At 62.5% G+C, this 15740-nt stretch carries 12 protein-coding genes; 4 read left to right on the top strand and 8 right to left on the bottom strand.

The genetic code is table 11. The features are described 5' to 3' along the window. Positions 1-15 precede the first annotated feature (15 nt). The 6 genes from glgC to EN804_RS31410 form a co-directional block, all read right to left on the bottom strand. On the bottom strand, positions 16-1281 hold the full coding sequence (glgC, locus tag EN804_RS31435; protein WP_127276091.1) for a glucose-1-phosphate adenylyltransferase: 1266 nt from the start codon (positions 1279-1281) through the stop codon (positions 16-18). A 51-nt stretch (positions 1282-1332) separates the two neighbouring features. Beyond that, positions 1333-3546 carry a 1,4-alpha-glucan branching protein GlgB gene (glgB, locus tag EN804_RS31430; RefSeq protein ID WP_127276092.1) on the bottom strand — a complete coding sequence of 738 codons (2214 nt, stop codon included), beginning with the start codon at positions 3544-3546 and terminating at the stop codon, positions 1333-1335. Between the two features lie 71 nt (positions 3547-3617). Further along, on the bottom strand, positions 3618-6080 hold the full coding sequence (locus EN804_RS31425; protein WP_135922031.1) for a glycogen/starch/alpha-glucan phosphorylase: 2463 nt from the start codon (positions 6078-6080) through the stop codon (positions 3618-3620). Positions 6081-6214: 134 nt separating this feature from the next. After that, a complete protein-coding gene (locus tag EN804_RS31420) occupies positions 6215-6997 on the bottom strand; it encodes an ATP-binding cassette domain-containing protein (RefSeq protein WP_127276094.1) in 783 nt (260 codons plus the stop codon). Next, positions 6994-8055, bottom strand: a complete 1062-nt coding sequence (locus tag EN804_RS31415; protein WP_127276095.1) for an ABC transporter permease — start codon at positions 8053-8055, stop codon at positions 6994-6996. Before EN804_RS31415 ends, EN804_RS31420 begins: the two co-directional genes overlap by 4 nt. A gap of 158 nt (positions 8056-8213) precedes the next feature. Next, complete coding sequence (locus EN804_RS31410) at positions 8214-9230, bottom strand: sugar ABC transporter substrate-binding protein (protein WP_189524605.1); 1017 nt, start codon at positions 9228-9230, stop codon at positions 8214-8216. Positions 9231-9459: 229 nt separating this feature from the next. On the opposite strand from EN804_RS31410, the gene EN804_RS31405 reads away from it, so the two are divergent. The 4 genes from EN804_RS31405 to EN804_RS31390 all read left to right on the top strand — a co-directional run bounded on the left by EN804_RS31405 (position 9460) and on the right by EN804_RS31390 (position 13425). Then, positions 9460-10686: an ROK family transcriptional regulator gene (locus EN804_RS31405; RefSeq protein WP_135922029.1), complete on the top strand. Its 1227-nt coding sequence runs from the start codon at positions 9460-9462 to the stop codon at positions 10684-10686. Then, positions 10687-11133: an RbsD/FucU domain-containing protein gene (locus tag EN804_RS31400; RefSeq protein WP_135884235.1), complete on the top strand. Its 447-nt coding sequence runs from the start codon at positions 10687-10689 to the stop codon at positions 11131-11133. Next, positions 11130-12053: a carbohydrate kinase gene (locus EN804_RS31395; RefSeq protein ID WP_135922028.1), complete on the top strand. Its 924-nt coding sequence runs from the start codon at positions 11130-11132 to the stop codon at positions 12051-12053. The genes EN804_RS31400 and EN804_RS31395 overlap by 4 nt, the downstream gene beginning before the upstream one ends. Before the next feature lie 229 nt (positions 12054-12282). Beyond that, positions 12283-13425, top strand: a complete 1143-nt coding sequence (locus EN804_RS31390; protein WP_135884247.1) for a DegT/DnrJ/EryC1/StrS aminotransferase family protein — start codon at positions 12283-12285, stop codon at positions 13423-13425. A gap of 57 nt (positions 13426-13482) precedes the next feature. Here EN804_RS31390 and EN804_RS31385 read toward each other — a convergent pair whose 3' ends face one another. Together EN804_RS31385 and cysQ are read right to left on the bottom strand one after the other, a co-directional pair. Continuing rightward, positions 13483-14745 (bottom strand): O-antigen ligase family protein, encoded by a 1263-nt coding sequence (locus tag EN804_RS31385; RefSeq protein ID WP_135884231.1) that lies wholly within the window; start codon positions 14743-14745, stop codon positions 13483-13485. A 59-nt stretch (positions 14746-14804) separates the two neighbouring features. After that, on the bottom strand, positions 14805-15605 hold the full coding sequence (cysQ, locus tag EN804_RS31380) for a 3'(2'),5'-bisphosphate nucleotidase CysQ (RefSeq protein ID WP_167531229.1): 801 nt from the start codon (positions 15603-15605) through the stop codon (positions 14805-14807). Between the last annotated feature and the right edge of the window lie 135 nt (positions 15606-15740).

Below are 15740 nucleotides of genomic sequence, written 5' to 3'. Positions count from 1 at the left end.
ACAATCCGATCCGGCCTAAAGCTTCAGCTTGTCGATCATGTCCTGGGTGACCAGGCAGATGCCCTTTTCCGAAACCCGAAAACGCTTGGCGTCGAGCGCGGGATCCTCGCCGACCACCAGCCCTTCCGGTATCCTTACACCGTGGTCGATCACGACGCGCTTCAACTTTGCGTTCCGGCCGACATGAACGTCGGGCAGCATGACGACTTCTTCGAGTGCCGAATAGGAATTGATGCGCGCGCCGGTGAAGATCAGGCTCTTCTTCAGCGAAGCGCCCGAGACGATGCAATCGCCCGACACCAGTGACGACACGGCAGAACCGCGCCTGCCATCCTCGTCGTGGACGAATTTTGCCGGCGGCTTCAGCTCGGCATAAGTCCAGATCGGCCAGTCGCGGTCGTAGAGGTCGAGTTCCGGCGTCACGTCGGTCAAGTCGATGTTGGCTTCCCAATAGGCATCGACCGTGCCGACATCGCGCCAGTAGGCCTCGTTCTCGGCGGTCGAACGCACGCAGGACTTGGTGAAGCGGTGCGCGATCGCCTTACCGTGCGTGACGATATAGGGGATGATGTCCTTGCCGAAGTCGCGGCTGGAGCCCGGCTCGGCGGCATCGCGGCGCAGCTGTTCCATCAGGAACTTGGTCTTGAAGACGTAGATGCCCATCGAGGCCAAGGCGAATTCCGGGTTACCCGGAATGCCGGGCGGATCAACGGGCTTTTCGACGAAGGCGATGATGTTGTCCTTGGCATCGACATGCATGACGCCGAAGCCTGTCGCTTCCATGCGCGGCACTTCGAGGCAGCCGACCGTGACATCGGCGCCGGCATCGACATGCTGGCGCAGCATCAGCTCGTAATCCATCTTGTAGATGTGGTCGCCGGCCAGGATCACCATGTATTCCGGGCCATAAGCCTCGATGATGTCGATGTTCTGGTAGACGGCGTCAGCCGTGCCTTCATACCATTGCGTTTCCGACACGCGCTGGCTCGCCGGCAGGATGTCGAAGCTCTCGTTTCGTTCGGGCCGCAGGAAGTTCCAGCCGCGTTGCAGGTGGCGGATCAGCGAATGCGCCTTGTACTGGGTGGCGACGCCGAGGCGGCGGATGCCAGAGTTCAGTGCATTGGAGAGCGCGAAATCGATGATGCGCGTCTTGCCGCCGAAATAGACCGCCGGCTTGGCGCGCCGATCGGTCAGCTCCTTGAGGCGGCTGCCGCGTCCGCCGGCCAGCACATAGGCCATGGCGTCGCGGGCCAGCGGCTGGGTTCTTTTCAAGTCTGCCATTTATACCCTCCCAAGTTACTCGTCTTTATGCGTTGACCAGCCTTAACGAGTTCAGTCGTCGGCGAGTTCAAGCATGATCGTCGACAGCGGCGGCAGAAGCATCGTTGCCGAGATGCTCTTGCCCTCCGCCCTCGCCTCGACCACGCCGCCATTGCCCATGCCGGAGCCGCCATATTCGGAAGCATCGGTGTTGATGATCTCGCGCCACTTGCCGGCCTTCGGCAGAGGTACACGATAATTGTCGCGCGGCACCGGCGTGAAATTGGAGATGACGGCGACCGGATTGCCGCCAGGAGCGTTGCGCACCCAGGCGAAAACCGAATTCTGGCTGTCGTCGACGATCAGCCAGGAAAACCCTTCGGGCTCGCAGTCGCGGCCATGCAGGGCCGGACGTGAACGGTAGAGATAGTTGAGATCGCGCACCGTCTGCCAGACGCCGCGATGCGGCCGGAAATCGAGCAGGTTCCAATCAAGCGCGCGCGCCTCGCTCCATTCGCGGCGCTGCGCGAATTCCTGGCCCATGAACAGCAGCTTCTTGCCGGGATAACCCCACATGAAGCCGTAATAGGCACGCAAGGTCGCGAATTTCTGCCAGTCGTCACCGGCCATCTTGCCCAGCAGCGTGCCTTTGCCGTGCACGACCTCGTCATGCGAGAGCGGCAGCACGAAATTCTCCGAGAAGGCGTAGGTCAGACCGAAGGTCAGCTCGTTGTGATGGTGCTTGCGGAAAATCGGCTCCTTGGAAAAATACTCCAGCGTGTCGTGCATGAAGCCCATGTTCCACTTGAAGCCGAAGCCCAGCCCGCCTTCATGAACGGGCGCCGAGACCTTTGGCCATGAAGTCGATTCCTCGGCGATAGTCATGACACCGGGATGGTGCCCGTAGAGCTCCTTGTTCATCTTCTGCAGGAAGCTGACCGCCTCGAGGTTTTCGCGCCCACCCTTTTCGTTGGGAATCCATTCGCCCTGCTTGCGCGAATAGTCGAGGTAGAGCATCGAGGCCACCGCGTCGACGCGAAGACCGTCGACATGGTATTTTTCGGCCCAGAACAAGGCGTTGTTGACGAGGAACGACACCACCTCGCGGCGGCCGAAATTGTAGATCGCGGTGTTCCAGTCCGGGTGGAAGCCCTTGCGCGGGTCGGCATGCTCGTAGAGCGCGGTGCCGTCGAAATGGACCAGACCGTGCTCGTCGACAGGAAAATGCGCCGGCACCCAGTCTAGGATTACGCCGATGCCGGCACGATGGGCGCCATCGACAAAGCGAGCAAAGCCGTCCGGATCGCCGAAGCGGGCCGATGGCGCGTAGAGGCCGGTGGTCTGATAACCCCAGGACGGGTCATAGGGATGCTCGGAGATCGGCAGGAATTCGATGTGGGTGAACCCGGCCTCGACCACATAAGGGATCAGCCGGTCGGCCAGCTCATCCCAGGACAGGAAGGTGCCGTCGTCGCGAAGCTGCCAGGAACCGGCATGGACTTCGTAGATCGAGATGGCTTCGCGCCGGGGGTCGGCGTTGCGCCAGAAATTGCGATGCGCCTCGTCGCCCCATGGATGCGCCGGGGGCACCGCGGTCACCGAGGCCGTTGCCGGGCGCAGCTCCGACTTGAAGGCGAATGGATCGGCTTTCAGCGGCAATCTCACGCCGTCGGGACCTATGATTTCATATTTATAGGGCCGGCCGGCGCCGATATCGGGAATGAACAGCTCCCAGATGCCGGTGTCGCGACGGTCGCGCATCGTATGCCGGCGCCCGTCCCAGTCATTGAAATCGCCGACCACCGAGACGCGCCTGGCATTTGGGGCCCATACCGCGAAATGCACGCCGGTGGCGCCTTCGTGCTCAATGACATGGGCGCCGAGCTTGTCGAACAACCTGAGATGCGAGCCCTCGGCGATATAGTAATCGTCCATCGGTCCGAGCACCGGACCGAACGAATAGGGATCGGTCAGCCACCAGTCGCCGCCGGCATTGCGCGCGTGGTAGCGGAGCGGCTGGCGCTTCCTGATCGACAGCTTGCCCTCGAAGAAACCGGCTTCGTCGCGCCTGGTCAATTCGCCTGCCTCGATGCCGGTCAGCGTGTAGGCGGTGACGGACTGCGCATGCGGAACGAAGCAGCGCGCGAACAGGCTCTTGCCGGCCTCCTGAACACCGAGAACCGCAAAAGGATCACCGTGCGTACCGGCGACAATCGCCTCGACATCGCTGGCTGACGCCAGTCCGTCCGGCCCGCTTGTCGCAGCGGTCGCGCGCGGCTTCCTCATCAGGCGGTCGCCCTCCCCGGGCACCAAATGTTTGTTTTTGCGGCCATCGTTCGTGGCCTCATGCAATCATATCAGACGGGCACGTTCCAGATTTCTTTGGCGTATTGGCGGATCGTGCGATCGGAAGAGAACCAGCCGACGCGCGCGACGTTGCGGATGGCGCGGGCGTACCAGTCCGGGCTGTTGCGCCAGACGGCATCGACGTCGCGCTGGCAGGCGGCATAGGCGTCGAAATCCGCCGCGACCATGAACCAGTCACTGTCGTAGAGGCCGTTGATCAGATCGCGGTAGCGATTGGGATCATCGGGGGAGAAGACGCCCGAAGAAACGGCCGCGACCGCCTGCGCCAGTTCGGGGGACGCCTCGATGACGCCGCGGGGATTGTAGCCATTGTTGCGCCGCTCGGCGACTTCTTCGGTGGTGAGGCCAAAGATGAAGATGTTGTCGTCGCCGACATGCTCCTTGATCTCGACATTGGCGCCGTCGAGCGTGCCGATGGTCAGTGCGCCGTTCAGCGCGAACTTCATGTTGCCGGTTCCCGACGCTTCCATGCCGGCGGTCGAGATCTGCTCCGAGAGATCGGCGGCCGGCATCAGCACCTCGGCCAGGCTGACATTGTAGTTCGGTACGAACACGACCTTGAGCAGGCCGCGCACCGAAGGGTCACTGTTGATCACCCTGGCGACGTCGTTGGCCAGTTTGATGATCAGCTTGGCGTTGTGGTAGCTGGGCGCGGCCTTGCCGCCGAAGAATTTCACGCGTGGCATCCAGTCGCGCTCGGGATGCGAGCGGATCTGGTCATAGAGCGCGATCGCTTCGAGGATGTTGAGGAGCTGACGCTTGTATTCGTGGATACGCTTGACCTGAATGTCGAAGAGCGCCGAAGGGTCGAGCTTGATGCCGAGGCGGTCGGCGACCAAGTTGGCTAGCCTCACCTTGTTCTGGCGCTTCACGGCGGCGAATTTTTCGCGGAAGGCGGTGTCGTCGGCGAGCGGATCGAGCCCCTTGATCGCCTCGATGTCATCCATGAAGCGATCGCCGATCGCCTCGCGGGCGAGCGCGGTAAGGCCCGGATTGCACTGGATGAGCCAGCGCCGCGGCGTGATGCCATTGGTCTTGTTGTTGATGCGGTCGGGATAGAGCCGGTGCAGGTCGGCGAACACCGTCTCCTTCATCAGTTCGGTATGCAGCGCCGACACGCCGTTGATCGAATGCGAACCGACAAAGGCCAGATTGCCCATGCGCACCCGGCGGTCGCCATTCTCCTGGATCAGCGAGATACGGCTGATCTGCTCATCGGAGAATTGATCAGTGGCGCGCGCCTCCAGCAGCACCTGCGCGTTGATGGCGTAGACGATCTGCATATGACGCGGCAAAAGCCGCTCGAACAGCGGCACCGGCCAGCTTTCCAGCGCCTCGGGCAGCAGCGTGTGGTTGGTGTAGCCGAAGGTACGCTTGGTGATATCCCAGGCGAGATCGAAATCCATGCCGTGGACGTCCATCAGAAGCCGCATCAACTCCGGCACGGCGATCGCCGGATGGGTGTCGTTGAGGTGGATCGCCGCCTTGTCGGGAAGCGACTTCAGGTCGCCATATTGGCTCAGATGCCGCTGGACGATGTCCTGCAGCGAGGCGGTGGAGAAGAAATATTCCTGCCTGAGTCTGAGTTCCTGTCCGGCCATGTGGGAATCGGCGGGATAGAGCACGCGCGACAGCGCATCGGCCTTGTTGCTTTCGGCCAGCGCCCCGATGTGGTCGCCGGCGTTGAACTTGTCGAGCAGGATCGGATCGATCGGCATGCCGGACCAAAGGCGCAACGTGTTGACGCGCTTGGCGCGCCAGCCGGCCACGGGCGTGTCATAGGCAACCGCCAGAACATGCTCCCTCGGTTTCCAGACATGGCGTTCGAGCCGGCCGTCCCTGGAGGTGATCGATTCGACCGAACCGCCGAAGCCGACTTCGAAGGAGCGCTCGCGCCGCTCGAACTCCCAGGGGTTGCCGTGGTCCAGCCAGGTCTCGGGCAGTTCGACCTGCCAACCGTCATGGATTTCCTGGCGGAACATGCCGTTGGCATAGCGGATGCCGTAGCCATGCGCGGGAATGTCGACGGTCGCCATGCTTTCCATGAAGCACGCGGCGAGCCGGCCAAGGCCGCCATTGCCAAGGGCAGCGTCCGGCTCGAGCGCGGCGATCAGGTCGAGATCGACGCCGAGCGAGGACAGCGCCTCACGCATGTTCTCCATCAGGCCGAGATTGGAAAAGGCGTCGCGCATCAGACGTCCGATCAGGAACTCGAGCGACAGGTAATAGACGCGCTTTTCCTGCTGGTCGTAGGCTTCCTTGGTCGCCTGCATCCAGTGGTCGACGACGCGGTCGCGCACGACCTTGATCGAGGCGGTCAGCCAGTCGTACTGGGTCGCGACGGTTGTGTCCTTGCCGACCCGGTATTTGAGCGACATCAAGACTTCTTCGGCGAGCGTCTTGGGATCTGGATTGTCGAGAGTGGGGGCTTCGATCGTCATGGCGGATGTCATATCGCCTCTCGTTCGGTTTGGCCTGATCATACCGGCTTTCACCGTTTCTCCCAGCCCATCCTAGTGCATTGCAGCATGTTTTCAATCGATTTAGAGAAAACCCCCGCCTCCTTACCCAGCGGCAATCAGGCAGTTCAGGCCGCCAATGCCGTCTCCGGGGGTGCTTTTGCACCGGTCATGAAGGCAACGGCATCAGACATCGTATATTGCTTGGGGTCGATGACACACAGGCGACGGCCAAGACGGTGGATGTGGATGCGGTCGGCCACTTCGAAGACGTGCGGCATGTTGTGCGAGATGAGCACGATCGGCAGGCCGCGCTTCTTCACGTCGAGGATCAGTTCGAGCACGCGGCGGCTCTCCTTGACGCCGAGCGCCGCCGTCGGCTCGTCCATGATGACCATCTTCGAGCCGAAGGCGGCGGCGCGGGCCACCGCCACGCCCTGGCGTTGGCCGCCCGACAGCGTCTCCACCGCCTGGCTGATGTTCTGGATGGTCATCAGGCCGAGTTCGGTAAGCTTGTCGCGGGCGCGCTTTTCCATTGCCGGACGGTCCAGCATGCGAAGCCACTGGCCGACGAAGCCGGGTTTGCGGATCTCGCGGCCGAGGAACATGTTGTCGGCGATCGACAGCGCCGGCGACAGCGCGAGGTTCTGGTAGACGGTTTCGATGCCGGCTTCGCGCGCTTCCATCGGCGACTTGAAGGAGACGGGTTTGCCTTCAAGCCGGATTTCGCCCTCGTCCGGCACGGCCGCGCCGGAAATCGCCTTGATGAGCGACGACTTGCCGGCGCCGTTGTCGCCGATGACGGCAAGGATTTCGCCGGGGTATAGGTCGAAATCGGCATTGTCGAGAGCGGTGACGCGGCCATAGCGCTTGACCAGGCCGCGCGCGGTGAGGATGGGTTCCTGGGTCATGCCGAAACCTTTCTGATCCATTGGTCGATGGCGACGGCGCCGATGATCAGCACGCCGGTGAGGAGCACTTTCCATTGCGGATCGGCGCCCAGCATGTTGAGGCCCATCGAGACGACGCCGACGATCATCGCGCCGAACAAGGTGCCGAGGATGGAGCCGCGGCCGCCGAAGAGAGAAATACCACCGATCACCGTCGCGGTGATGGCCTGCAGATTGTAGTCGGTGACGGCGGCTGATGGCGAGATCGAGCCGTTGCGGCCGATGGAGACCCAGGCCGCGAAAGCGGCGATCAGCCCGGCAAGGGTGTAGACCGTCACCAGCACCTTCTTGGTCTGGATGCCAGACAGCTTCGCCGCCTCCTGGTCGTCGCCGACGGCGTAGACATGACGGCCCCATGCGGTGTGGTTGAGCACGTACCAAAGGACCATCACGAGCACGACCGTGGCAATGACACCGAGCGTCAGCACCGCCGTGCCGACCTTGAAGCTCAGGGCGAACAGATGCAGCAGCGGCGCTTGAGTGTCGACGTCGGTGTCGCGGATCGTCTCATTGGCCGAATAGATGAAGTTCGTGGCCATGACGATGTTCCAGGTGCCAAGCGTCACGATGAAGGGCGGCAACTTCATATAGGCGACCAGCAGTCCGTTCAGCAGCCCGCAAGCCGCACCGGCGGCAAGCCCGATCGCCACGGCGAGCACGCTCGGCATGCCGTAGCTGACCGCGCAATTGCCCATGATCACGGCAGAAATCACCATGATCACCCCGATCGACAGGTCAATGCCGGCGGTCAGGATGACCAGAGTCTGAGCGGCCCCGAGAATGCCGACGATGGCGATCTGCTGCAGGATCAGCGTCAGCGTGTAGGACGAGAAGAACCGCCCGCCGATCGCGATGCCGAAGATGATGATCGACAGAAGCAGCACGATCAGCGGCACCGCCGCCGGCGTTGAATGCAGAAAATGCTGGATGCGCTTGACGGCTGATTTGTGCTCGTCGAAAGCGGCCACGCTTGTGTCGCTGGCCGAGAGAACCTTCTCGAATTCCTGAGCTTGAGCCATGTTTCCTCCCCGTAGGGCTTCAGCCACGCGCTGACGCCGTCCACGCCTTCCGGTCTGTCGCCGGGATTGTTCGCGTTTACAGTGATGTATCGTCCACCCGATGCGGCCGGGGATCAAGTCCCCCCGGCCGATCGGTTCTGTTACCGGTCAGGCCAGCATCAGCCCCAGCACTTGGCGAGGCCTTCCTTGGTGTCGATGGACTTGACGCCCTTGGCCGGCTTGTCGGTGACGAGGTTGACGCCGGTGTCGAAGAAGTTCTTGCCCTCGGTCGGCTTCGGCTTGGTACCATCCTTGGCGAAAGCGGCGATCGCCTCGATGCCGAGCGCGGCCATCTGCAGCGGATATTGCTGCGAGGTGGCGCCGATGACGCCTTCGGTGACCGACTTCACGCCGGGGCAGCCGCCGTCGACAGAGACGATGAGCACCTGGCTTTCGAGGCCGACGGCCTTGAGCGCCTGGTAGGCGCCGACTGCGGCCGGCTCGTTGATGGTGTGAATGACGGTGATGGTGTTGTCCTTCTGCAGAAGGTTTTCCATCGCCTTGCGGCCGCCCTCTTCATTGCCGTTCGTCACATCGTGGCCGACGATACGCGGATCGTTCTCATCGCCGATCTTGTTGGGATCCTTCACGTCGATGCCGTAGCCCATCATGAATCCCTGATCGCGCAGAACGTCCACGGTCGGCTGCGAGGGGGTCAGGTCGAGGAAGCCGATCTTGGCGTCCTTGGCCTTGTCGCCCAGCGTCGCGGCGGCCCAGGCGCCGATCAGCTTGCCGGCCTCCAGATTGTCGGTGGCGAAGGTCGCGTCGGCGGCGTCGATCGGATCGAGCGGCGTGTCGAGCGCAATCACCAGCAGGCCCGCATCGCGCGCCTTCTTCACCGTCGGCACGATGCCCTTGGTGTCGGACGCGGTGATCAAAATGCCCTTGGCGCCGTCGGCGATGCAGCTTTCGATCGCCGCCACCTGGCTCTCGCTGTCACCGTCGATCTTGCCCGCATAGGTCTTGAGATCGACGCCGAGTTCCTTGGCCTTGGCGGTAGCGCCCTCCTTCATCTTGACGAAGAACGGATTGGTGTCGGTCTTGGTGATCAGGCAGGCGCCGACGCCGGCGGCGGATGCGGACGAAGCGAACGCCATCAGACCCAGCGCGGCCGCCGCAAAAACGGTGGACTTCAACAATTTTGTATTGGTCACGATTTTCCTCCCAGTGGAACATTTCGAATGCCGGCCAACCGGCACCCGCACGGCATCCAGGCGACTTTTCCCAGCGCGGATGCCAGATCAAAAAACACCAGACCAAGGCATCTGTCAATAATTAAATCACTCTTATTTATTATTGACAGCCTTGCGTCCTTCACTCATTCTGACCCAAAAGCATTGCCGGGGAAACGACGGGAGGAACAGGGTGGAGACCGCCACTGCGAGGCATGGTTCGCCCGAAGCGAATGAGAGCCTTATTCACCGCGGCACCAACCAGAGCGGCATGCGCGATCACAATGAGCGCCTGGTGCTTTCGCTGGTGCGTCAGCACGGCAGTCTGGCGAAGTCCGACATCGCCCGCATGACCGGACTTTCGGCGCAGACGGTCTCGGTCATCATGCGCGAACTGGAGGAAGAAAGCCTGCTCGTCCGTCAGGCGCCGTTGCGCGGCAAGATCGGCCAGCCTTCGATCCCCATGGCGCTCAACCCCGAAGGCGCCTTCTTCATCGGCCTCAAGATCGGCCGCCGCAGCGCCGAACTCGTGCTGATCGATTTCCTCGGCAACGTGCGCGCAATGCTGCAGCACTCCTACCGCTACCCTGCCCCACGCGAAACGGTCGAGTTCGTCACGTCAGGCATGAAGACGATGCGCGGCGCGCTGACACCGGCGCAGGACAAACGCATTGCCGGACTCGGCATCGCCATGCCGTTCGAGCTGTGGAACTGGGCCGACACCGCCGGCGCGCCGCGCGAGGTCATGGACGAATGGCGCCATCGCGATATCAGGACCGACATCCAGACGCAGTGCGATTTTCCGGTCTATCTGCAGAACGACGCCACCTCGGCCTGCGGCGCCGAACTGGTCTTCGGCCAGACGGGCGCGGCGCGGGACTTCGTCTATTTCTACATCGGCGCCTTTGCCGGTGGCGGCATTGTGCTCAACGGCCGGCTGTTCGGCGGACCGACTGGCAATGCCGGCGCGCTCGGCTCCATGCCCGTGCCTGGGCCGGGTGGAAAACCGACCCAGCTGATCGACGTGGCCTCGATCGCCATGCTCGAAAAAACACTCAATGCGCGTGGCGTCGAGGCCTCGTATCTGTGGACCTCACCCGAGGATTGGGGAGAGATCGGCGCCGAACTCGACGAGTGGATCGCCAGCGCCTCGCAGGCACTCGCTTACGCCATCGTCGCAGCGTCCTCGGTCATCGATTTCGAGGCCGCGGTGATCGACGGCTGGATGCCGAAGGCCGTGCGCCAGAGGCTGGTCGAGGCGGTCGTGACGGCAATCGGCGCCATCGACGGCGAAGGGCTGAAACTTCCGGCGGTCCGCGAGGGAAGCGTGGGCATCCATGCACGGGCGCTCGGCGGCGCCAGCTTGCCGCTTTCCGAACGCTTCCTGATCGGTTCGACGACGATCGCCAGGAGCGCCTGAATGCTGATCGGGATTCCGGCGCTGCTTGGTCCGGAGCTTCTGGCAACGTTGCGCGCGATGGGGCATGGTGACGAGATTGCCCTGGTCGACGGGAACTATCCGGCGCTGGAGCAGGCAAGACGCCTCGTCCGGACCGACGGCCATGCCCTCATTCCCGTACTCGACGCGATACTGACGCTGCTTCCGGTCGACGATGCGGTTCCAGAGGCGCTGTTTCGAGCCTCGGTGAAAGGCGATCCGTCGCTTGCCGACCCTGTCCATCGTGAAATGGAGGCGATCTGCGCCAAACGCGCACCAGGCCGCAAGGTGGTTGCGCTGGCCGGCGCCGACTTCTATGCACGGGTCAAATCGGCGCATGCCATCGTCGCGACAAGCGAGCCGCGGCTTTACGCCAACATCATCATCCGCAAAGGCGTGATCTATCCGCCGGAGACCAGGAAGCCATGATCCTCTGCTGTGGCGAAGCCCTCATCGACATGCTGCCGCGCACCACCACGCAGGGTGAGCCGGCCTTCGCTCCCTATGTCGGCGGCGCTGTTTTCAACACGGCGATCGCACTCGGCCGGCTCGGCGCGCCGGCCGGCTTCTTCTCCGGCCTGTCGTCGGACCTGTTTGGCGGGCAATTCAGGGAGGCGCTCGGAGCGAGCAAGGTCAGTTCGACCTACGCGCACACATCGCCCCGGCCGACGACACTGGCCTTCGTGCGGCTGAACAACGGCCAGGCGACCTACACCTTCTATGACGAGAACACGGCCGGGCGCATGCTGACCATCGAGGACCTGCCGCAACTCGGCGGCGAGATCGAGGCGATGCTGTTCGGCGCCATCAGCCTGATCTCGGAGCCGGCTGGCTCGGCCTATGAGGAATTCATGCGGCGCGAGCACGAGTCCCGCGTGATGATGCTCGATCCCAACATCCGGCCGAACTTCATCCCCGACAAGGCCAAGCACCTCAGGCGCATCCGGGAGATGATGGCGATGGCCGACATCGTCAAACTTTCGGACGAAGACCTCAACTGGTTCGGTGAAGCCGGTTCGCACGAGGATGTCGTGCGCAATTGGCTCGACCGTGGCCCGAAACTGATCGTCGTCACGCATGGCAGCGAAGGCGCCGTTGGCTATAGCAAGCAGCACCGTGTCACCGTCATGCCGGAGACAGTGAAGGTGGTGGACACCGTCGGCGCCGGAGACACGTTCAATGCCGGCATCCTTGCCTCCCTGCATGAGCAAGGCCTGCTGACGAAGGCGGCGATTTCCAGCCTGTCGGAAGACGCCATCCGCAAAGCGTTGGCGCTCGGCGCCAAGGCGGCGGCGGTGACGGTATCACGGGCCGGCGCCAATCCCCCATGGCGGCACGAGATCGGCTGATCGGCCGTCCAGCGCGATCACTTTATGTTTCCATGCGCCGGAAAACCGCGATAGACATGGCCTGAATTGCGCCGCCAAGGCCGGATTCCCGGCTTTTTAGGCCAATGCGCCGGCAAAACACGGTAACGGGCTGCGACACTTGCGCCATATGCCCGGCCCGCAGCCGGCTTTTTCAGCCGCGCCAAGTCTGGTACCAGCGGGCCGGTTAGTGGCAGGTATTGAGGCCGACATGCAGTTCATCGATCTTGGCGCGCAGCGCGAACGAATCCGCGACCGGCTGAAAGCCGCGATCGACCACGTCGTCGAAGATGGCCGCTACATCCTAGGCCCCCAGGTCGCCGAATTCGAGAAGAAGCTCGCCGCCTATGTCGGCGTCAAGCATGTGGTTGCCTGCGCCAACGGCACCGACGCATTGCTTTTGCCGCTGTTCGCCGCCGGCATCGGCCCAGGTGACGCGGTGTTCGTGCCGAGCTTTACCTTCGCCGCCACGGCGGAAGTGGTGGCGCTGGCCAAGGCCGAGCCGGTTTTCGTCGATGTCGATCCGAAGACCTACAACATCGACATCGCCAGCCTCGAGGCGGCGATCGCGGCCATCAAGAAGGAAGGCCGACTGAAGCCGAAGGCGATCATCCCCGTCGACCTGTTCGGTCTTGCCGCCGACTATGAGGCGATCATGGCCATCGCCAATCGCGAAGGCCTATTGGTGATCGAGGATGCCGCCCAGTCCATGGGCGGCTCGCTCGAAGGCAGGATGTGCGGGGGGTTCGGCCATGTCGGCTCGACCAGCTTCTATCCGGCCAAGCCGCTCGGCTGCTATGGCGACGGCGGCGCGATGTTCACCAATGATGATGCTCTGGCCGACGCGCTGCGTTCCTTCGCCTTCCACGGCAAGGGCGAGACGCAGTACGACAACATCCGCGTCGGCATCAATTCACGGCTCGACACGCTTCAGGCGGCGATCCTGATCGAGAAGCTCGCCATCCTCGAGGAAGAAATGGTGGCGCGGCAAGTGGTAGCCCAGCGTTACGCGGAAGGCCTCGGCGACATCGTCACCGCAGCCCGCAACCTGGATGGCAGCCGCTCGGCGTGGGCGCAATACGCGATCGAGACGCCGAAACGCGATGGCCTTAAGGCGCATCTGAGCGAAAAGGGCATCCCGTCCGTCATCTACTACGTCAAGCCGCTGCATGAGCAGATCGCCTATCGCGACTACCCGCGCACGCCGACCGGTCTTGCCGTTTCGGAGGACCTGCCGAAACGCATCCTGTGCCTGCCGATGCACCCCTATCTCAGCGAGTCCGACCAGAACCGGATCATCGAAACGATCCGCAACTATATCGGCTCGAACTCGGCGCAGGCCGCGGCCGAATAGGCGCCGGATACCAGAGGCGACACCTCGCCGGCATAGGCGGTCGTGCGCTTCGCGCCGCTATTTTGAGAAGGTCGCTGCGCGTCTTGTGATCCGGTCATCCGTTCCCGGCCGGGCCACGGAACGGCACTGCAATATGCAGATGCCCGCTGTGAAGACCAAAGTGCCCAGCACCCATGACAACCAGATCCGATGGTCGACCGACAGTTCGACAACAGCTATGATCAGATAGCTGCTGGCTATGAAATGGCAGGGGCCGCTCAAACGGCCGATCATTCTTATGATCGCGCCCAGGAGCACCCCGTACACAATGATGCCCAGCGCTCCCAACTCGTACCACAAATCGAATACGATATTGTGCGCGCTCGGAAGATCCGCCTGCGCGTAATATGTGGGATTCACCACGACCCCGACCGCGTTTCTCATCGTATTGGCGCCATGGCCGAGAACCGGCTGCTCCGCAATGTGGGGCGAGATCATCTGCCAAAGATCAAGCCGCGCGGCGAACGTTCCCGGATAGAAAGCCAGCCAGCCCGTTGTTTTGAGGTAGGCAAACAGCGGCGAGACGACGAAAGGGGCAATCAGGGCAAGAGACAAATAGGCGGCGAAGAATCCGACCAAGGCGTGCTGGCGGTATTTGGCGGGCATGACAAACATCGCCGCCACGAAGACAATCGCCAGATTGACGCCGGTCGATTGGCCGTAGAGCAATGTCAGCACGGCAAAGAGAGCCGCAAGCCCCTTCCAGACCAGCCTCGGCTGCGCAAGAAATATGACGGCAAAAAAAGCTCCGTAGACCGTGATCTTGTGGAGGGTGAAAACATTTTCCACAAATCTCGGATCTTCGGTCAAAAACGCAAAATACAGTTCCCAACCCATCACCGACACCAGGCCAATCAACATGCCGAATAACGAGACCCGTGCCAGCCGGTCGCGTTGAGCGTCCGGAAGCGCCAGAATGCACTCAAACAGCAAGATGGCGGCGACCGAGTAGCCAAACACGTCCTTCGCCGCCATGAGAGAGCGGCTCGCGTCGACCGACCACAGGGCGCTCGACAGGACAAAGCCGGACAAGAGAGCCAGAGTGACGGCCAGGCCTATCGTTGCCCTGCCAAAGCGTGCCCCCTTGGTCAAAAGGGTAAGAGCACCCATGAGTGCCGCGACAAATGCCAGGGCCGTGGGAGACATTTCGACGAAGACGAAAAGGGCGGGAGAGAGGGCGTAGAGGCCCAGCAACATCCTGAGGCCTAGTTCATCTCGACTGCTGGTCCATACCGGAAATCCGCCCAAAATGACGGCATGGCATTTCTGAAAAAAGGACATTCAACTACCGACTCAGGGAACGTCCATACAGGATAGGCCATCTACGGGAGGTTTCCACCTCAACGTTCGATGCGCCTTCCGGTTGCAGCGCTGCCGCTGGCAATGAAATGCGGATTGGCAAAGTCCTCGTCATCGGCCTGGTTGCGCTTGCCATAGGCCAAGGGCTTGCCGTCCAGCGTGCGCGTCGTGCCGCCGGCGGCGCGCAGCACCGCGTCACCCGCCGCGGTGTCCCATTCCATGGTGCGACCGAAGCGCGGATAGACATCCGCCTCGCCATTGGCGAGGAGGCAGAATTTCAGCGACGAACCGACCGAGACGATCTCGGCGGCGCCAAGGTCGCGAATATAGGCTTCGGTTTCCGGCGTGTTGTGCGAGCGGCTGGCGACCACTGCCAGCGGCGACGCGGCCGTTCTCACCGAAATCGGCCGACGGGCGATAATCTGGTAATCGCCGTCGATGTCGAGGACTTCCGCCCTGCCCGGCAGACCGGAAAAGAAGCGGCCACCGCAAGGGGCGAAGACGACGCCAACTTCCGGCACGCCATGGCGGACAAGCGCGATATTGACGGTGAAGTCGGTGCGCCGGTTGACGAATTCCTTGGTGCCGTCAAGCGGATCAACAAGGAAGAAAGCCTCGCCAAGTTCGCCCGGCATGACACCGGCAGCCGCTTCTTCCTCGGCCACGCAGGGAATGTCGGGGAATTCCGTACGCAGGCCGGCAAGAATGATCTTCTCGCTCTCGCGGTCCGCCTCGGTCACCGGCGAGGAGTCCGATTTGCGGTCGACCGCGCAGCCGGCATGGAACACGCGCATGACCTCGCGCCCGGCCGCCAGGGCCAGCCGCTCGAAGATTTCGAGCATCGGCCTGTCGTCAGATGCCGCCGCCATTGTCATATTGCTCTTCGGCAATGTCACGCTCGTCCAGCCAGTGTTCCAGGGTATCTACCATCTCTTCGGCCGACTTGCCGAGCGTCTTGAGATGGATCTCCGGTTTCT

Origin of the sequence: Mesorhizobium sp. M8A.F.Ca.ET.161.01.1.1, from assembly GCF_004792105.1 — a bacterium.
Lineage (GTDB): Bacteria > Pseudomonadota > Alphaproteobacteria > Rhizobiales > Rhizobiaceae > Mesorhizobium.
Note: the sequence above shows the minus strand (reverse complement) of the source record. Positions and strands in the feature narration are given on the sequence as shown.